Origin of the sequence: Streptomyces sp. NPDC088762 (genome assembly GCF_044750905.1) — a bacterium.
Taxonomy (GTDB): Bacteria; Actinomycetota; Actinomycetes; order Streptomycetales; family Streptomycetaceae; genus Streptomyces.
This window is the reverse complement of sequence record NZ_JBIVKT010000001.1, coordinates 394,213-412,069: the sequence shown is the minus strand read 5'-3', so window position 1 is coordinate 412,069 and position 17,857 is coordinate 394,213. Positions and strand designations below refer to the sequence as shown.

Here is a 17,857-nt window from a genome sequence, read left to right as displayed (position 1 = left end):
GTACCGTCTTCGCAAGGGCCGACGGGCCCATGGGAGGAAAAACGCGTGGACGACATCGACCGGGCGCTCGTCCTGCGCCTGCAGGAGGACGCCACCCAGTCGTACGCCGCTCTCGGCGCTGCAGTCGGGCTCTCGGCCGGGGCCACCCACGAGCGTGTGAGGAAGCTCCGCGAGCGCGGGGTGATCCGGCGGACCACCATCGAGGTCGACCCGGCCTCGGTCGGCAGCGGTGTCCTCGCCTACGTGATGGTCGACTCCAATGCCTGGATGGGTGAGTCCGGCGCCGCCTTCGCCGCCATCCCCGAGGTACAGGAGGCGCACATCATCGCGGGGAGCGCATCGGTGCTGGTCAAGGTGCGCACGGCCTCGACCGGGCAGTTGCAGGACGTCCTGCGCCGCCTCTACGCCATCGACGGGGTCAGCGGTACCCAGGCCACCGTCGTCCTGGACACCTTCTTCGAGCGGCCGCTCCCGCTGTGACCTGGTGGTGCACGGGGATCCGGTGGAGCGCGGGCCGGCCCGCCATCGGGTGGTACGGGCCGGGGCGCGGCGAGCGGGCGAGCGTGCTCGCCTACGGGCAGCGGCTGGCCTTCGTGGCGCGCGGAGAGCGGCACTGCCTCGGAGTGCGGCGGGCCGGGAAGCGGACGCCCTGCCCCACCGTAGCCACCGTGCCCGGCCGTGCGGGGAGTGCCCAGTGCGCCGGATGCGCGCGTCTCGACCGGTCGTTCTCGGTGGCCGCCGACACCAACGTGGCCGATCCGCGCACCTACCGGGTCTATCTGGCCTGGTTCGGGCCCGGGATGGTCAAGGTCGGCATCACCGCCGAGGAGCGCGGCCCGGCCCGGCTGCTGGAGCAGGGGGCGGTCGCCTGGGCGTGGCTGGGGCGCGGGCCGCTGATGGCCAGTCGGCGTACGGAGGAGCTGCTGCGGGCGGCCCTCGGGGTGCCGGACCGGATCGCGTACGCGCGCAAGCAGGCCGTACGGGGGCGTCTGCCGGCCGCGGCCGAGCGGGCTCGGGAAGTTGCCGAGCTGCATGCCCGGGCGGCCGCGCTTCCCGGGTGGCCGGAGTCCCTCGAGTGGGTGGAGTGCGAAGTCGTCGACCATGCGGAGGTGTTCGGGCTGGACGGGCTGCCCGCGCCGGCGGGTGTGATCACCGGGATGGTTCCCGGCGGAGCGGTCGTGGGCCTCCTGGCGGGTGCCGCAGGGCCCGATCTGCACCTCGCGGACGGGCTGGTGGTGGACACGCGGCTGCTCGCGGGCTGGGAGTTCGCGGCTCCGGCGGACGAGGCCGTGACCAGCGTGCCGGTGGTGCGGGTTCCGGCCGCCGGCGCCGGTCCCGCCGAGCAGGACGGGCTGTTCTGAGCGGTCCGCCGGTGGGGGGGGGGCATGGTCAAGGCTTGGATCCCTTGGTCAAGTCTTGGATCCCTTTGGTCTTCCGGGGCGGATTCTGGTGGACATGACAGGGCCCGCCACAGAGGGTGGTGGACATGACCACTCAGCCGGTACCGGCCTTCGAACCGCCTTACGTGATGGCCGTCTTCAGCAATGTCCGCACCGCCGACGACAGCGGATACCCCGAGACCCTCGCCCGGATGAACGAGATCGTCGCGGAGAATCCTGGCTTCCTCGGCTACGAGTCCGCCCGCACCCCTGGGGGCCTCGGCATCACCGTCGCCTACTTCCGCGATCACGAGTCGCTCACCGCCTGGCGCGAGGACCTGGAGCACCGGGCGGCCATGAAGCAGGGCCGCGCCGACTGGTACGAGAGCTACACCCTGCACGTCGCCACCGTCGAGCGGAGCCACGGCTTTGTCCGCAACGGCTGAGGCGGTCCGAGCCTTCCGGGAGCGGCTCGGACTGCCCGGACTGGTGGACGTCCACACGCACTTCATGCCCGCCCGGGTGATGGACAAGGTGTGGGACTACTTCGACGCGGTCGGGCCGCTGACCGGTGTCGCGTGGCCCATCACCTACCGGCACGAGGAGGAACAACGCGTCGCGCTCCTGCGTGAGTTCGGCGTCCGGGCCTTCACGTCCCTGCTCTACGCGCACAAGCCGGCGATGGCCGCTTGGCTCAACGCCTGGTCCGCCGATTTCGCCGCCCGGACCCCCGACTGCCTGCACACCGCCACCTTCTTCCCGGAGGAGGGCGCGGCAGCGTACGTCCGGCAGGCCGTCGAGTCCGGGGCTCGCATCTTCAAGGCGCACATCCAGGTCGGCGGCTACGACCCCAACGACGACCGGCTGGACGCGGTGTGGGGCCTGCTGGCCGAGGCCGGGATCCCCATCGTGATCCACTGCGGCTCCGGACCCGCACCCGGGAAGCACACCGGGCCCGAGCCGATCGCCCGGCTGCTGTCGCGGCACCCGCGGCTGCCGCTGATCGTCGCCCACATGGGCATGCCCGAGTACGCCGACTTCCTCGACCTCGCCGACCGGTACGGCGAGGTGCGCCTGGACACCACCATGGCCTTCACCGACTTCTCCGAGCAGTTCAGCGGCTTCCCGTCCCGGGACCTGGGCCGTCTCGCGGACCTCGGGGACCGGATCCTGCTCGGCACCGACTTCCCGAACATCCCCCACCCGTACGAGCACCAGCTCGAGGCCCTGGAGCGGCTGGGTCTGGGGGACGACTGGCTGCGGGCCGTCTGCCACGACAACGGCGCCCGTCTGTTCCGCCTCCCCGGCTGAGCGACCCCGGGTGGGCCCCCGGTGGGGCCTGGGCAGGACCCCGGCAGGCCTTCCTCCGTTTCTCAGCCAATTCACAGGGAGGGACAAGAACGCTCTCAGAGGCGCCGGTCAGCTTGGTCGCATGACTGCGACGACCACCTCCCACGCGTCCACGTCCACCGGCAACCCGACGGCCCTCGTGCGGCCCGACGGCGGCCCCTGCCGGGTTCTCGTCGTCGACGACGAGGCCTCGCTCTCCGAACTGCTCTCCATGGCCCTGCGCTACGAGGGCTGCGAGGTCCGCAGCGCCGGCGACGGGGCGGGGGCGGTACGGGCGGCGCGGGAGTTCCGGCCGGACGTGGTGGTCCTCGACATCATGCTCCCCGACATGGACGGGCTGGCCGTCCTCGGGCAGCTGCGCCGCGAGCTCCCTCAGATCCCGGTGCTGTTCCTGACGGCCAAGGACTCCGTGGAGGACCGGATCGCAGGCCTCACGGCGGGCGGCGACGACTACGTCACCAAGCCGTTCAGCCTGGAGGAGGTCGTGGCCCGGCTGCGCGGACTGGTGCGCCGTTCGGGCGCCGCCCAGGCGGCGCGCGGCGGCTCGGTGCTGGCCGTCGGCGACCTGCGACTCGACGAGGACAGCCACGAGGTGGTCCGGGGCGGGCGGGAGATCCATCTGACCGCCACCGAGTTCGAGCTGTTGCGCTACCTGATGCGCAACCCGCGGCGGGTGCTGAGCAAGGCGCAGATCCTGGACCGGGTGTGGTCGTACGACTTCGGCGGCCAGGCGAACGTGGTCGAGCTGTACATCTCCTACCTGCGCCGGAAGCTGGAGAGCGGGCCCGGCATGGCCCCGATGATCCACACTCGGCGCGGCGCCGGCTACCTGATCAAGCCGGCCGAGTAGTGGCGCTGCGCACACCCCGGCGGACGTCCCGGCGGACGTCCCGACTGCTGCCGGCGCGGCTGTACTCGGGGTGGCCCCGGCGACCGCGTGCCCGTCGGCTCCGGTCCCGAAGACCGCGTGCCCGTCGGCCCTGGTCCTTGCGGACCCGGCTCGTCGTCTCGGCCGTGGCGCTGATCGCCGTGGTGGGCGCCGCCATCGGGGCCGTCACCACCCTCGCGCTGCGCTCGTACCTGGTCGGCCGGCTCGACGAGCAGCTGACCACCTCGGTGGGGATGGCCGGCCGGCCGGGCCCGGGATCGGGGAAAGCGGCCCGCGAGAACATCGCCGGCTTCGTGCTCGCCCCCGGCAACCCGACGGGCACCGCCGGGATCCGCCTCGACTCCGACGGCAAGGTCTACGTCACCGCCCTCACCTCACGCGCCGAAGGGCCGGCACTCGACCATGTCCGCCCCCTCGCCGAGGCCCAGACCCTGGCGCTCGCCGAGGTGGCCCGCAAGGCCGCGCACGGCCGGACCGGACCGTGGGACCTGGAGCTGCCGGGGCTCGGTGCCTACCGGGTGCTGGCCGCCCCCGATGGAAGCCTCGTCCTCGGCTTCCCGCTCCGCGAGGTCGACTCCACCGTCAACACTTTGATCGCGGTCGAGGTGTGCGTCACCCTCGCGGGCCTGATCGCGGCCTCCCTGGCCGGACAGGCCCTGGTCGGTGTCGCCCTGCGCCCGTTGCGCCGGGTGGCCGCCACCGCCACCCGGGTCTCCGAACTTCCCCTGCACAGTGGCGAGCCCGCCCTCCACGAGCGGGTCCCGGACGCCGAGGCCGACCCCCGCACCGAAGTCGGTCAGGTCGGCGCGGCCCTCAACCGGATGCTGGGCCACGTGTCTTCCGCCCTCACGGCCCGCCAGCAGAGCGAGATGCGGGTCCGCCAGTTCGTCGCCGACGCCAGCCATGAACTGCGCACCCCCCTGGCCTCCATCCGCGGCTACGCGGAACTGACCCGCCGCGGGCGGGAGGAGCCCGGCCCCGATACCCGGCACGCCCTGGGCCGGATCGAGTCCGAGGCCACGCGGATGACCGGGCTGGTCGAGGACCTGCTGCTGCTCGCCCGGCTCGACGCCGGGCGCCCGCCCTCCGCCGGCCACACCGACACCGATCTGGCCCCCCTCGTGGTCGATGCCGTCAGCGATGCCCGGGCCGCCGGCCCCGAGCACCACTGGCGCCTGCACCTGCCCGACGAGCCCGCGCTCGTCCGCGCCGATCCGGCCCGGATTCAGCAGGTGCTGGTCAACCTCCTGGCCAACGCCCGCACCCACACCCCGCCCGGCACCACCGTCACCGCCCATGTTTCACGTGAAACATCCCGTGTCCGGCTGCGGATCGAGGACGACGGGCCCGGAATCCCGCCCGCCCTCCTCCCCCACGTCTTCGAACGCTTCGCCCGCGGCGACGCCTCACGCTCCCGGGCCGCCGGTTCCACCGGACTCGGACTCGCCATCGTGCACGCCGTCGTCACCGCCCACAGCGGGCAGGTCGGCGTGAGGAGCGAGCCGGGGCGGACCTGCTTCGAGGTCCTGCTGCCCCTCGCACCGGACACGGCGGCGGCCGGGGAACCAGCGGACTCACAGACGGGGCACAGGCTCACCACACAGCGGTGACAGGCCGTCCCACGAGGGTCGGAGCATGCCAACCGACACCTCACCCGGGGCCCTTCCGGCACGAGCGCCGCTCGCGCCCGTGCCCGGCGAGCCCGTCCTCGACGTGGTGATCCCGGTCTTCAACGAGGAGAAAGACCTCGGCCCCTGCGTGCGCAGGCTTCACGACCACCTCACCCGTACCTTTCCCTACCCCTTCCGGATCACCGTCGCCGACAACGCCAGCACCGACCGCACCCCCGAGGTCGCGGGTGAGCTCGCCGCCTCCCTGGACGGGGTCCGCAGCACGCGGCTGGAGGAGAAGGGCCGGGGCAGGGCCCTGCGGACCGTGTGGTCCGACTCCGAAGCGCCCGTCCTCGCCTACATGGACGTGGACCTCTCCACCGACCTCAACGCCCTGCTCCCCCTGGTCGCCCCGCTGATCTCCGGGCATTCCGACCTCGCCATCGGCACCCGGCTGGCCCGCTCCTCCCGGGTGGTGCGAGGAGCGAAGCGGGAGTTCGTCTCCCGTGCCTACAACCTCATCCTGCGCTCCTCCCTCGCCGCCCGGTTCAGCGATGCCCAGTGCGGGTTCAAGGCCATCCGGCGCGAGGTCGCCGAGCGGCTGCTGCCGCTCGTGGAGGACTCCGGCTGGTTCTTCGACACCGAACTGCTCGTGCTCGCCGAGCGGGCCGGACTGCGGATCCACGAGGTGCCGGTGGACTGGGTCGACGACCCCGACTCGACCGTCCACCTCGTCAGGACCGCCACCGAGGACCTCAAGGGCGTCTGGCGGGTGGGCAGGGCCCTGGCCGTCGGCGCGCTCCCCCTCGACCGGCTCGCCCGCCCCTTCGGGGACGACCCCCGCGACCGCTCCGCGCTGCCCGGCGTGCCGGGCGGGCTGGCCCGCCAGCTCCTCGGTTTCTGCGCCGTCGGAGCGCTGTCCACCCTCCTCTACCTGTTGCTGTACTCCGCCTTCCGCACCACAACGGGACCGCAGCTCGCCAACGGGGCCGCGCTGCTGCTCTCCGCCGTGACCAACACCGCCGCCAACCGGCGGCTCACCTTCGGCGTGCGCGGCCGGCACCGGGCCGTGCGCCACCAGGCCCAGGGGCTTGTGGTGTTCGCCATCGGGCTGGCGCTGACCAGCGGCTCCCTGGCCGCCCTCGGGGCGGCTGCGGCCCATCCCGCGCACAGCACCGAGCTGGCCGTCCTGATCACCGCCAACCTTGCCGCCACCGTGCTGCGGTTCCTGCTCTTCCGCGCCTGGGTCTTCCCCGAGCGGCGCGGCCCCGAGATCCCTACGTCCGAGGACGGCCGATGACCACCGCAGCAATTCCCCTCTTCCCGGCCGCCGAGCCCCGGGACCGTACCGGCCGGCCGCGCCGGGAGGGTCCCGCCCTCGCCGGACTCCTGATCGCCACCGCCGCCCTGCTGCTGTGGGACCTGGGCTCCTCCGGCTACGCCAACTCCTTCTACTCCGCGGCCGTACAGGCCGGCAGCGAGAGCTGGAAGGCCTTCTTCTTCGGATCGTCGGACGCCGGCAACTCCATCACCGTCGACAAGCCCCCGGCCGCCCTGTGGCCGATGATGCTGTCGGTCCGGCTCTTCGGGCTCGGCTCCTGGCAGATCCTCGTACCGCAGGCCCTGATGGGCGTGGCGACGACCGCGGTGCTGTATGCCGCCGTACGACGCCACTTCGGGCCGGGGGCCGCGCTGCTGAGCGGCGCCGTCTTCGCGCTCACGCCCGTCGCCGCGCTGATGTTCCGCTTCAACAACCCCGATGCGCTGCTGACCCTGTTGCTGACGGTCACCGTGTACTGCCTGCTGCGCGCCCTGGACGGGGCGCACACCCGGTGGCTGGTGTGGGCGGGAGTCGCGGTCGGCTTCGCCTTCCTCACCAAGACCCTGCAGGCGTTCGTCATCCTGCCGCCGCTCGCCGTGCTGTACGCCGTCTGCGCGCCCACCCGGCTGCGCAGGCGGCTGGGCCAGCTGCTGCTGGCCGGGCTCGCGATGGTGCTGGCCGGCGGCTGGTGGGTGGCCGTCGTCGAGCTGTGGCCCGCCGCCTCCCGCCCGTACATCGGCGGCTCGCAGAACAACTCCTTCCTGGAACTGACCCTCGGCTACAACGGCCTGGGGCGCATCAACGGCAACGAGACCGGCAGCGTCGGCGGCGGCATGCGGACCGGCGGACCCGCGGCCTACGGCATGCCGGAAGGCGGCCCCGGGCTCAGGGGCGGGGGCTGGGGGGAGACCGGCGTCGACCGGCTCTTCTCGGCGAACATCGGGGGTCAGATCTCCTGGCTGCTGCCGGCCGCGTTGATCCTGCTCGTGGCCGGACTGGTGGTCACCTGGCGGGCCCGTCGGGCGGCGGACTCGCTGGAGGGCATGGCCCGTGCGGCCTTCCTGGCCTGGGGAGGCGGGCTGCTGATCACCGGGGTCGTCTTCAGCTGGATGCAGGGGATCTTCCACGAGTACTACACCGTGGCGCTGGCGCCGTTCGTGGCGGCGCTGGTCGGCATGGGTGTGGCCGTGCTGTGGGAGGAGCGGGGCAGCCGGGCCGCCGCGCTGACGCTGTCCGGCACGCTCGCCGTGACCGCCCTCTGGTCGTACGTCCTGCTCGGCCGCGCCACGGACTACCTGCCCTGGCTGCGGTGGGCGGTGCTGGTGGGCGGGCTGCTCGCCGCGGCCGTACTGCCGTTCGCGGCCGGGGCCGGGCGCCGGGCGCTGCTGGCCACGGCGGTGCTGGGGCTGGGCGCGGCGCTGGCCGGCCCGCTCGCCTACTGCCTGACCACCGTGAACACCGGGCACACCGGTTCCATCGTGACGGCCGGACCTGCGGTGGCGGGGGGCCGGGGCGGGCCGGGCGCGATGCGGTTCGGCCCCGGCGCGGAGCCGGGGCAGGGCGGGCCGGGCGGCGCCCCGCAGGGCGGGCCCCGGGGCGGCCGGCAGGGCGGCCTCCCGGGGGGTCCCGGTCCGATGACGCCGAACGGGCAGGGCGGCCCGGCTGGTCAGGGCGTGCCCGGCGGCCAGGCGGGGCGCGGCTTCGAGCGGTTCGGCGGGGGCCCGGGCGGGCCCGGGGGCCTGCTGAACGGCACCCCGGTCGGCGCCGAGGCGAAGGCGGCCCTCCGCGCCGACGCCGCCGACTACACCTGGGCGGCCGCTGCCATCGGCTCCCAGAACGCGGCCGGTTACCAGCTCGCCTCGGGTGCGCCCGTGATGGCGATCGGCGGCTTCAACGGCAGCGACCCCTCGCCGACCCTGGAGCAGTTCCGGCAATACGTACGGGACGGCAAGATCCACTGGTTCATCGGCCAGGGAGGCGGGGGTACGGCCGCCGGCACCGGCGAAGCCGCGCCGGGCGCGACCCGGGCGGGCGGCGGCCCCGGCGGCGCCACCGGCACGGCCATCGAGACCTGGATCAAGGCCACCTTCAAGGCCACCACGGTCGGCGGAGCCGCCTTCTACGACCTGACGGCCCCCACGGGAGGAGCCGCGTCCTGATCCGGCCTGATCCGTAGGACACCCCCTAGCATCAAGGGGGCGGACCGGGCATTCCGGGCTGACCACCTGGCGTGAGGAGGGTGCCTCCATGGTGACCGCGGGCGATCCCGGTGAGGTCCGGACCAGTGTGTGGCTGGCCGCCAGGCCGGCCGCTCCCGCCAGACGCCGCAGCGAGGCTCCCTCAGGGCTCGACCGGGAGCGGATCACCGCCGCCACCGTGCGGCTGCTCGACGCCGAGGGGCTGGGCCGGTTCTCGATGCGGCGGCTCGCCGCCGGGCTCGGGGTCACGGCGATGTCGCTGTACTGGTACGTGGACACCAAGCACGACCTGCTCGAACTCGCCCTGGACAGTGCCCTGGGCGAGCTGGCCCTCGCCACCGGATCGGCGCCGGACGGCTGGCCGGGCCGGCTGCGGGCGCTCGCCCGGGGCTACCGGCGGATGTTGGCGGACCACCCCTGGGTGTCCCCGCTCGCCGCCGCCTACCCGAACATCGGCCCGCACGCACGGGCCTTCGACACCGCCCTCCAGCGGCTGCTGGACGCCACCGGCCTGGCGGACGCCGCACGTACCGGGGCGCACCTGGCCCTCTCGCAGTTCCTGCACGGCTGCGGGGGTGCGGCGCGCCGCGCACCCGAAGGCGACTTCTGCCTCGCGCTCGACGTGCTGATCGCGGGGATCGAGGCGAAGGCCACCGCTTAGTGAGGCGAAGGCCACCGCTGGTGCGGGGCAAGGTCACCGTCTGGTGCGGCGAAGGCCACCGCCCGGTCCGGGTGGTGGCCTTCGTGGCCTTCGTACGCGTTCGCTGCCGGACCGGGCTCAGGCCTTGGCCGGCACCTCGGCGGGGGCGGCGTCCGCGGGGTCGGAGGCCGCCGCCGGGGCGTGGGCGGCCGCCTTGGACTTCAGCGCGACCTCCTTGATGAACAGGCAGAGCAGCAGGGCCAGCAACGCGGTGGGCGCCGCGTAGAGGAAGACGTCCCCGACGCCGTGCCCGTACGCCGACTCGACGACCGTACGGATCGGCGCCGGCAGCTTGTCGAGGTCCGGGATGCCGCCGCCGCCCGTGCCGCCGTGGCCCAGCGCCGCCGCCTTCGGGCCGAGCGCGGTCAGGCCGTCCTTCACGTACCCGGTGACCTGGTGCGCCATGACCGCGCCCAGCGCCGAGACGCCCATGGCGCCGCCCAGCGAGCGGAAGAAGGTGACGACGGAGCTGGCCGCGCCCAGGTCCTCGGGGGCCACCTGGTTCTGGGTCGCGAGGACCAGGTTCTGCATCATCATGCCGAGACCGAGGCCGGTCAGCGCCATGTAGATCGCGATGTGCCAGTACGGGGTGTCGTAGCGCAGGGTGCCCAGCAGGCCCAGTCCGGCCGTCAGGAGCACACCGCCGACGACGAGCCAGGCCTTCCACTTGCCGGTCTTGGTGATCACCTGACCGGAAACGGTGGAGGAGACGAAGAGCCCGCCGATCATCGGGATCGTGAGGATTCCGGACATCGTGGGGGACTCGCCGCGGGCCAACTGGAAGAACTGGCTGAAAAACACGGTGCCCGAGAACATCGCGATGCCGACGAACAGCGAGGCCGCGGAGGCGAGGGAGATGGTCTTGTTGCGGAACAGCCGCAGCGGGATGATCGGGTCGCTCGCCCGGGCCTCCACGAGGACGAAGAGCAGGCCCAGCACCAGCGCGCCGCCGGTCATCGCCCAGGTCCGCCAGGAGATCCACTCGTAGGAGTCGCCGGCCTGCGTGACCCAGATCAGCAGCAGCGAGACGGCGCCGCTGATCAGGAAGGCGCCCAGCCAGTCGACCTTGACGTCACGGCGGACGACCGGGAGGTGCAGGGTGCGCTGGAGCACGATCAGCGCGATGATCGCGAAGGGCACGCCGACGTAGAAGCACCAGCGCCAGCCCAGCCACTCGGTGTCGGTGATGACACCGCCCAGCAGCGGGCCGCCGACCGTGGCGACGGCGAAGACGGCGCCGAGGTAGCCGCTGTAGCGGCCGCGCTCGCGCGGGGAGATCATCGCGGCCATCACGATCTGCGCGAGGGCGGACAGACCGCCGACGCCGATGCCCTGGACCACGCGGCAGGCGATCAGCGTGCCGGTGTTCTGGGACATGCCCGCGACGACGGAGCCGAGGACGTAGATCACGAGCGATATCTGGACCAGCAGCTTCTTGCTGAAGAGGTCGGACAGCTTGCCCCACAGCGGGGTGGCGGCCGTCATCGACAGCAGGGCCGCGGTCACCACCCAGGTGTAGGAGGACTGGGTGCCGCCGAGGTCGCTGATGATCTGGGGCAGGGCGTTCGAGACGATCGTGGAGGACAGGATCGCGACGAACATGCCGAGCATCAGCCCGGACAGTGCCTTCATGATCTGTGGATGGGTCATGGACGTGCCGTCGGACGTCGCGGACGTCGTCTCCGACCTGGTCATGTTTTTCCTTTGGCTAGAAGCTCGATCGGAGTCGGGCCAGCAGGGTGTTGAGTACGTCGATGTCTTCGGGGGACCAGTCGGCCAGCGCTCTTTGCAGCGCGGCCGTGTGGCGGGCTCCCAGCTCGGCCAGCAGGGCCCGCCCGGACGGGGTGAGCCGCAGGATCCGGCAGCGGCCGTCGCCCGGGTCGGGCTCGCGCTCGATCCACCCGCGCTCGGCCACGTGAGTGACGTGGCGGCTGGTGACCGAGATGTCGACGGCCATGAACTCGGACAGCCGGCTCAGCCGCATCTCGCCGTGCCGGTCGAGCACGGTGAGGACCACGGCGGCGCCGGGCGGGCAGTCCGGGGGCAGGAGTCGGGCCAGGTCGCGCTTGACCGCGCCGATGCCGGTGAGCTGGCGGGCCAGCTCCTCGTGCCGGGCGGCCGGCGCGGCGTGGCCGATCGGCGCGGCCTGGCTGACCGGATCCGCCTGACCGACCGTGGCCGCCTGACCGACCGGAGCCGCCGGACTGACCGAAGCCGCCTGGGTCCGGCCGGGCCGTCTCGTCCGGGTCGTCCCCGTGGGTTCCGTCGTCTGTGTGGTCACCGGGCCGCCCCCTCATCTTGTTGCTTAGAGCAACCATAGAAGCAGATGGTTGCTACAGGCAAATTAACCCTGGGGGTGGGGCGGTAAAGGAATCGGAAAACCGGCTAGGGTCCTGCTCCATGGCTGACAACCACAACACCCAGGGCCCCGAGGGCAACTGCGACCCCGCGGGCAGCACCCAGATGTTCCGGGCGTTCGTCGAGGAGGCCGCGCCGGCCCGGCAGGCGCCCACCGCTTCCCGCCGCCAGCGCCGCGAGGAGGAGCAGCAGGCCGCCGGCTCCAAGCGGGGCGCGTGGCTCGGGGTCGCCGTCGCCCTCGTACTCGCCGTCGGCGCCGCGCTGTGGGTCGTCCTGCACTGAGCGCGGCCCCGCCGCGGCCCGGACTCAGCTCCAGGTGGCCGTGACCTGACGGGTCTCCACCCGCATGCCCAACGGAACCCGCCAGGCCTCCACGCACACCGTGTAGGTCTGGGTCTTCGCGGCTCCGCCCGCTACGGGCGCGGGGAGCGGCTGGGTGGTGGTGATCGTGGCCCAGTCGATGCCGAGCGCGCCGATGATGTGCGTCGCGAAGGTGACCGTGCCCGAACGGGCTGCGGTGGTGCCGGTGTTGGTGAACGTGACGGTGACGCGCTCGCACCAGCGGTCGGCCGCGGCCGCCCGGACCGGCGTGGACAGCGTCAGCCGCGCCGGTGTGGCCGGGGGCGCCGGCGGGGTCGTTCCGGGCTGTGTCCCCGGGGCCGTCGGGCCGCCGGGAGTCCCCGGGGCGGTCCCGGGGGCGGTGGGTACGCCCGGGGTACTGGAGCTGCCGGGTCGTGTGGTGGCGGGGCCGGCTCCCGGTGGGGTGCCCGGGGCGGTATCGCCGGGGACGGGGGGTGTGGCTCCGCCCTGGGCGGAGCCGCCGGGTGGCTGGGACCCCGGAGCACCGGTCGGCGTACTGGACGAGGAGTCGGAGGAGCCGCCCGCCGCGGACGCGCCGCCGAGCCGCTGGAACTCCACCTGGCCCTGGGGCGCCACGTTCTCCCCCGGCCCCCGCTCGGGGCCCGGGGCCGCGGCGCCCACGGCGAGGTAGCCGTCCCGTGCCGGGCCGCCGCAGCCGGTGAGGGCGGCGACGGCCGTGCAGCACAGGGCGAGGAGGGCGGCCGGGGCGGCCGTACGGGATCCCGTTCGCATCGCGCCAGTTTTGCTGACGCTCCGTCAATTGGGAACCCCGCGGCGTCCCGTCACTCCCCGATGAGTCCGGCGCGCAGCTGCGCGAGCGTGCGGGTCAGCAGCCGGGAGACGTGCATCTGGGAGATGCCCACCTCCTCGCCGATCTGCGACTGGGTCATGTTCGCGAAGAACCGCAGCATGATGATCTGCCGCTCCCGGGGCGGGAGTTTGGCCAGCAGCGGCTTCAGCGACTCGCGGTACTCGACGCCCTCGAGCGCGGTGTCCTCGTAGCCGAGGCGGTCCGCGAGCGAGCCCTCGCCGCCCTCGTCCTCGGGTGAGGGCGAGTCGAGCGAGGAGGCGGTGTACGCGTTGCCCACGGCGAGGCCGTCGACGACGTCCTCCTCCGAGACGCCGAGTACGGCGGCGAGCTCCGGGACGGTCGGCGAGCGGTCCAGTTTCTGGGCGAGCTCGTCGCTGGCCTTGGTCAGCGCGAGGCGCAGCTCCTGGAGCCGGCGCGGGACGCGGACGGACCAGGAGGTGTCCCTAAAGAATCGTTTGATCTCGCCCACGACGGTCGGCATCGCGAACGTCGGGAACTCGACGCCCCGTTCGCAGTCGAACCGGTCGATCGCCTTGATCAGGCCGATCGTGCCGACCTGGACGATGTCCTCCATCGGCTCGTTGCGGCTGCGGAAGCGCGCGGCCGCGTACCGGACCAGGGGCAGGTTCAGCTCGATCAGGGTGTCGCGTACGTACGCCCGGTCGGGGCTGTCCGCGTCCAGGGCGGCAAGTCGCTGGAAGAGGGAGCGGGACAGGGTGCGGGTGTCGATGGCTTCCGAGCGGTCGGACGCTGCCGGTGCTGCCGGCGCAGCGCTCTTGACGAGCGTGAGCACCTTGGAGCTGCCCTGGTCTACGGACATGCCACCCCCTTGAGGTCGCGGACGGTCGCGTACGGTGCGCCCGTCGGAGGAACGCAGCCTCCACCTGAATACCGGAGGCGGGGCTGCGGCAAACGCGGTTCCAGCAGAATGTCACATGTCGGCAACGCGCTGTAGCGCCATGTCGACATATATCTCCAGCGACAGACGCGATCAGACGGGTGGTCAGCCCGTTCTGTCGGGAAACGCGTGGATGATCTCCACTCGATCCGGTTACGCCTCGATCCTGTTTGCGGATCGCAGTCGGGCGAAGCTCCGGGCGAGCAGCCGGGAGACGTGCATCTGGGATACGCCCAGTTCGGCGCTGATCTGCGACTGCGTCAGATTGTTGTAGTACCGCAGGAGCAGGATCCGCTGTTCGCGCTCGGGCAGTTGTACGAGGAGGTGGCGGACGAGGTCGCGGTGTTCGACCCCGGCCAGCTCCGGGTCCTCGTAGCCGAGCCGGTCGAGCAGCCCGGGCATTCCGTCGCCCTCCTGGGCGGCTTCGAGGGAGGTCGCGTGGTAGCTCCGGCCCGCCTCGATGCAGGACAGCACCTCGTCCTCGGTGATGCGCAGCCGTTCGGCGATCTCGGCGGTGGTCGGGGTGCGGCCGTGGAGGGTGGTGAGGTCCTCGGTGGCGGCGTTGACCTGCACCCAGAGCTCGTGGAGCCGGCGCGGTACGTGGACGGTGCGGACGTTGTCGCGGAAGTAGCGCTTGATCTCGCCCACGACGGTCGGCATCGCGAACGTCGGGAACTGCACGCCGCGGTCGGGGTCGAACCGGTCGATCGCGTTGATCAGGCCGATGGTGCCGACCTGGACCACGTCCTCCATCGGCTCGTTGCGGCTGCGGAAGCGGGCGGCCGCGTAGCGGACGAGGGGGAGGTTGGCCTCGATGAGGGCCCCGCGCACCCGGTTGTGCTCGCTGGTGCCCGGCTCCAGCCCTTTCAGCTGCCCGAAGAGGACCTGCGTCAGGGCCCGGGTGTCCGCGCCCCGGCTCGGCGGTCTCGGGGGCGCGGGGGCGAGGGCGGGGGCGGGGCCGGTCGTCGGTGCGGCGGTCGGTGCGACGGTCGGGACGGAGGCCGGTGCGGAGGCCGCGGGCTCTTCGGACGGTTGCTGCCGGAGCTCCTGCCGCGGTTCCGGCGGCGGCTCGTGCCGGGGCGGTACCTGCGGGTCCTGCTGGGGTGGCACCTGAGGCGCTGTACTGGCCGGCACGGTCACGCCACCCCTTCAGTCAACTCATCCGTCAAAAGCGGTCATAGCATCACAAGAGATGTGCACTGTGTGCAAGCACCGGATATCACCGTGTTGAGGGCAAGTTGGGCATATCAGGGCAATGTGCCCGGTGGTGGGTATCAAAAAGCCCCCCACCCGTCGGAGTGGGGGGCCGGGAAGTCCGGGAACCGGTTCAGCGTACGGGGTCAGCGCACCAGTTCGGTCATGAACTCGCCGATACCGGAGGCGGCATCCGATATGCCTTGGAAACCGATTCCCACCATTTCGGCTGCCCGCTTGGGCTGGGTGATGATCACGAAGAGGACGAACACCGTGAGGGCGCCGGTGATGAGCTTCTTGGTGTCCATGAGCGGTGATGGCCTCCCCAACCGGTCCTGCACGGTCGGGTGAGTCTAACCGGTCAAGTTCGGACACTCACCCGGCCTTTAAGGACCAATGACCCGCCACTCCGGGCCCTTTGCCGCCGCGTCCCCGGACGTGGCGGGCGCAGGATGGATGTGAGCCCACCGGTTCTGGCAGGAAACCGGTGGCTGAGGGACAGGACCCCACTGCGGGGTCCGAGCCGCGATCTTCCCCCTGACTGCGGTTCGGACCGACGGGTCCCGTCCTCATCGGGGGAAGTGGCTTTGTCCCCCCGACGCCACTTCCCCCGTCCCACACGTCGAAGGTCCCGGCTCCGGCCGGGGCCTTCTCCGCGTTTCCGTCTTCCGCTACTCGATGGCGCCGGCCAGGTCGAGGACCGGCTGTACGGGCGCGATCACGGGCGCCAGCTGGTCGGGCAGTGTCGTCAGCTGGTTGAGCTGGTTGGCCCCCTCGCTGACCTTCGCGCCGATCTCCTGCACGGAGGCGGGCTGGGACCCCGCGGGCATGCCCGGCGCCGCCGTCGGCAGGTCCGGGAGGGTGAGCGGGGAGAGGGGTGCGGCCGAGGCGGCGGGTGCGGCGAAGCCCGCGGCGGCCCCCGCGAGTGCGAAGGCGGCGAGCATGCGCTGGGTCTTGGTCATGCCGTGACAACGGCCGAGGGGGCGGGCGGTCACGCGGGCGTCATCCGTAGAGACGCAGAGCCCGGAGACGAAGAGGGGCGCGGGAAACGACGAGAGCCCCGACCCTTGCGGGGCGGAGCTCTCGATCGGAGCGGTAGTGGAGGGATTTGAACCCCCGATGGGTTGCCCCATACTCGCTTTCGAGGCGAGCTCCTTCGGCCACTCGGACACACTACCGAGATGGATCCTAGCCTAAGGAGCCTCATTCGCTGAAATCGGAATCCGCCCGCCCGGTCACAGGCCCCGGAAGAAGTCCGTCAGCTGTCGTGCGCACTCTTCGGCGAGTACGCCGCGCACCACCTCGGGCCGGTGGTTGAGCCGGCGGTCCCGTACGAGGTCCCACAGCGAGCCGGCCGCACCCGCCTTCTCGTCGTCCGCGCCGTAGACGACCCGGGCGACGCGCGACTGCACGAGCGCGCCTGCGCACATCACGCACGGCTCCAGGGTCACCACGAGGGTGCACCCGGGGAGCCGCCACTCCCCGAGCCGGGCGGCCGCCCGGCGCAGCGCCAGCACCTCGGCGTGCGCCGTGGGGTCGCCGGTCGCCTCGCGCTCGTTGTACCCGGTGGCCAGGATCTCGCCGTCCGGGCCGAGCACGACGGCGCCGACCGGTACGTCACCGGCCGGCACCGCCCGGGCGGCCTCCGTGAGCGCGAGGCGCATGGAGGCCTGCCACGGGTCCCTCACGGGATCGGGACCGGGATCCGGCTCGGGCCGGGACTCCGGTTCCGGCCCGGAATCCGGTTCGGAGCCGGAGTCCGGTCCGGGGTGGGGAGCAGGGTCGATGCCGGGATGGGGATGGGGATGGGGATGTGGATGGGGATCGGGGTCGAGGTGGTGCGTGTGGTGCGGGTGGGTCACTAGCGGACGGCCTCCAGGACCTCGGTGGCGCCGAGCGACTCGGCGATCTCCGAGAGGGCGTCCCCGTCCAGGCCCATGAGCTGCTTGTGGGACACCCCGAGGTCGTCGAGCAGCCGGGGGTCGCCGAGCGGCCCTGACGGCACCGGCTCCGCGCCGGTCCCGACCACCCCGTCCTCGTCGTCGTCCTTGTCGGCGAAGGCGGTGATGGCGTCCTCCTCGCCGTCCTCGGTTCCGTCCAGGTCCAGCTCGTCGAGTTCGTCGTCCTCCTCGTCGCTGCCCAGCAGCTCTTTGGTCAGCATCGAGCCGTAGGAGCTGCGGGCGGCCGCGGAAGCGTTCGATACGAAGTACCGCGGGTCCTCCTCGCCGTCCACGCGGACGACGCCGAACCAGGCGTCCTCCTGCTCGATGAGGGCGACCACCGTGTCGTCGTCGACAGCGGCGGAACGGGCGAGATCGATCAGATCACTGAGGGACTCGACGTCGTCGAGTTCCATGTCGCTCGCTTCCCACCCGTCTTCGGTGCGCGCGAGCAGTGCGGCGAAATACACCGTGACTCTCCCACTGGTCGTAGGCGTGCCGGTTGGAGGTCCCCCCGGCCGGAGGTTGGGGCGGAACGGCTGTGGTGCGCGCCGTCCTGCCCCGCCCAATCGGCATCGTGGCAGAAATGGCGGCTTTGCGAGAGGTCTTCCGCGCTTGCGTCGTGCCGTGCCGTGCGCGGCGCGGGCTGGGCGGGGGGTGTGGGGCGGCGGTGCCGTACGGGTCCGGGGCCGGCCGGGGGGTGTCCCGGCGCCCCTCACGGTCGGGCGCGGCCCGGCCGTGTCGCGTACGGCTCCGTTGCCGGGGCTCGGGCCCGGGGCCCGCGTCTCACACGCCGGCGGGGCCGGACGTGCTCCCGTGGTCCGGCGGGGGCGGCGCCGTTGCCGAAGG

19 protein-coding genes and 1 tRNA gene are annotated in these 17,857 nt (G+C 72.6%); 10 read left to right on the top strand and 10 right to left on the bottom strand.

Translation table 11 applies throughout. The features are described from left to right. Positions 1-45: 45 nt before the first annotated feature. The 9 genes from ACIP5M_RS01935 to ACIP5M_RS01895 all read left to right on the top strand — a co-directional run bounded on the left by ACIP5M_RS01935 (position 46) and on the right by ACIP5M_RS01895 (position 9,408). Complete coding sequence (locus tag ACIP5M_RS01935; protein ID WP_401190803.1) at positions 46-480, top strand: Lrp/AsnC family transcriptional regulator; 435 nt, start codon at positions 46-48, stop codon at positions 478-480. Then, positions 477-1,361, top strand: coding sequence for a DUF2797 domain-containing protein (locus tag ACIP5M_RS01930; RefSeq protein WP_401190801.1), 885 nt, complete (start codon positions 477-479; stop codon positions 1,359-1,361). The genes ACIP5M_RS01935 and ACIP5M_RS01930 overlap by 4 nt, the downstream gene beginning before the upstream one ends. A gap of 125 nt (positions 1,362-1,486) precedes the next feature. Next, positions 1,487-1,825, top strand: a complete 339-nt coding sequence (locus tag ACIP5M_RS01925) for an antibiotic biosynthesis monooxygenase family protein (protein WP_401190799.1) — start codon at positions 1,487-1,489, stop codon at positions 1,823-1,825. Continuing rightward, a complete protein-coding gene (locus ACIP5M_RS01920; protein WP_401190797.1) occupies positions 1,809-2,690 on the top strand; it encodes an amidohydrolase family protein in 882 nt (293 codons plus the stop codon). Before ACIP5M_RS01925 ends, ACIP5M_RS01920 begins: the two co-directional genes overlap by 17 nt. A gap of 121 nt (positions 2,691-2,811) precedes the next feature. Beyond that, entirely contained in the window at positions 2,812-3,579 is a 768-nt protein-coding gene (locus tag ACIP5M_RS01915) for a response regulator transcription factor (RefSeq protein ID WP_401190796.1), read from the top strand. Between the two features lie 137 nt (positions 3,580-3,716). Further along, the gene (locus tag ACIP5M_RS01910) at positions 3,717-5,228 is read left to right on the top strand and encodes a sensor histidine kinase (protein ID WP_401190795.1); all 1,512 of its coding nucleotides are present in this window, start codon (positions 3,717-3,719) and stop codon (positions 5,226-5,228) included. Positions 5,229-5,253: 25 nt separating this feature from the next. Then, complete coding sequence (locus ACIP5M_RS01905) at positions 5,254-6,528, top strand: glycosyltransferase (RefSeq protein ID WP_401190793.1); 1,275 nt, start codon at positions 5,254-5,256, stop codon at positions 6,526-6,528. Further along, a complete protein-coding gene (locus ACIP5M_RS01900) occupies positions 6,525-8,708 on the top strand; it encodes a glycosyltransferase family 39 protein (RefSeq protein ID WP_401190791.1) in 2,184 nt (727 codons plus the stop codon). The genes ACIP5M_RS01905 and ACIP5M_RS01900 overlap by 4 nt, the downstream gene beginning before the upstream one ends. Positions 8,709-8,796: 88 nt before the next feature. Next, entirely contained in the window at positions 8,797-9,408 is a 612-nt protein-coding gene (locus tag ACIP5M_RS01895; protein WP_401190789.1) for a TetR/AcrR family transcriptional regulator, read from the top strand. Between the two features lie 117 nt (positions 9,409-9,525). Here the strand turns inward: ACIP5M_RS01895 and ACIP5M_RS01890 are convergent, their stop codons facing one another. Together ACIP5M_RS01890 and ACIP5M_RS01885 are read right to left on the bottom strand one after the other, a co-directional pair. Further along, a complete protein-coding gene (locus ACIP5M_RS01890) occupies positions 9,526-11,142 on the bottom strand; it encodes an MDR family MFS transporter (protein ID WP_401190787.1) in 1,617 nt (538 codons plus the stop codon). A 13-nt stretch (positions 11,143-11,155) separates the two neighbouring features. Next, entirely contained in the window at positions 11,156-11,584 is a 429-nt protein-coding gene (locus tag ACIP5M_RS01885) for a MarR family winged helix-turn-helix transcriptional regulator (RefSeq protein WP_401191831.1), read from the bottom strand. 263 nt (positions 11,585-11,847) lie between these two features. Between ACIP5M_RS01885 and ACIP5M_RS01880 the strand changes: the two genes are divergently transcribed. Next, positions 11,848-12,087 (top strand): hypothetical protein, encoded by a 240-nt coding sequence (locus ACIP5M_RS01880; RefSeq protein WP_401190786.1) that lies wholly within the window; start codon positions 11,848-11,850, stop codon positions 12,085-12,087. Between the two features lie 24 nt (positions 12,088-12,111). Here the strand turns inward: ACIP5M_RS01880 and ACIP5M_RS01875 are convergent, their stop codons facing one another. The 8 genes from ACIP5M_RS01875 to ACIP5M_RS01840 form a co-directional block, all read right to left on the bottom strand. Then, entirely contained in the window at positions 12,112-12,897 is a 786-nt protein-coding gene (locus ACIP5M_RS01875) for a hypothetical protein (RefSeq protein ID WP_401190784.1), read from the bottom strand. Between the two features lie 50 nt (positions 12,898-12,947). After that, positions 12,948-13,796, bottom strand: a complete 849-nt coding sequence (locus tag ACIP5M_RS01870) for an RNA polymerase sigma factor SigF (RefSeq protein ID WP_401190783.1) — start codon at positions 13,794-13,796, stop codon at positions 12,948-12,950. Between the two features lie 231 nt (positions 13,797-14,027). Beyond that, on the bottom strand, positions 14,028-14,984 hold the full coding sequence (locus ACIP5M_RS01865) for an RNA polymerase sigma factor SigF (protein ID WP_401190781.1): 957 nt from the start codon (positions 14,982-14,984) through the stop codon (positions 14,028-14,030). Between the two features lie 230 nt (positions 14,985-15,214). Next, positions 15,215-15,376, bottom strand: a complete 162-nt coding sequence (locus ACIP5M_RS01860; RefSeq protein ID WP_215014193.1) for a hypothetical protein — start codon at positions 15,374-15,376, stop codon at positions 15,215-15,217. A gap of 363 nt (positions 15,377-15,739) precedes the next feature. Next, complete coding sequence (locus ACIP5M_RS01855; RefSeq protein WP_401190780.1) at positions 15,740-16,030, bottom strand: hypothetical protein; 291 nt, start codon at positions 16,028-16,030, stop codon at positions 15,740-15,742. 131 nt (positions 16,031-16,161) lie between these two features. Further along, positions 16,162-16,246 (bottom strand) — tRNA-Ser (locus ACIP5M_RS01850). A gap of 57 nt (positions 16,247-16,303) precedes the next feature. Beyond that, a complete protein-coding gene (gene tadA / locus ACIP5M_RS01845) occupies positions 16,304-16,732 on the bottom strand; it encodes a tRNA adenosine(34) deaminase TadA (RefSeq protein WP_401190778.1) in 429 nt (142 codons plus the stop codon). A 197-nt stretch (positions 16,733-16,929) separates the two neighbouring features. Further along, positions 16,930-17,478, bottom strand: a complete 549-nt coding sequence (locus tag ACIP5M_RS01840; protein WP_401190777.1) for a hypothetical protein — start codon at positions 17,476-17,478, stop codon at positions 16,930-16,932. Between the last annotated feature and the right edge of the window lie 379 nt (positions 17,479-17,857).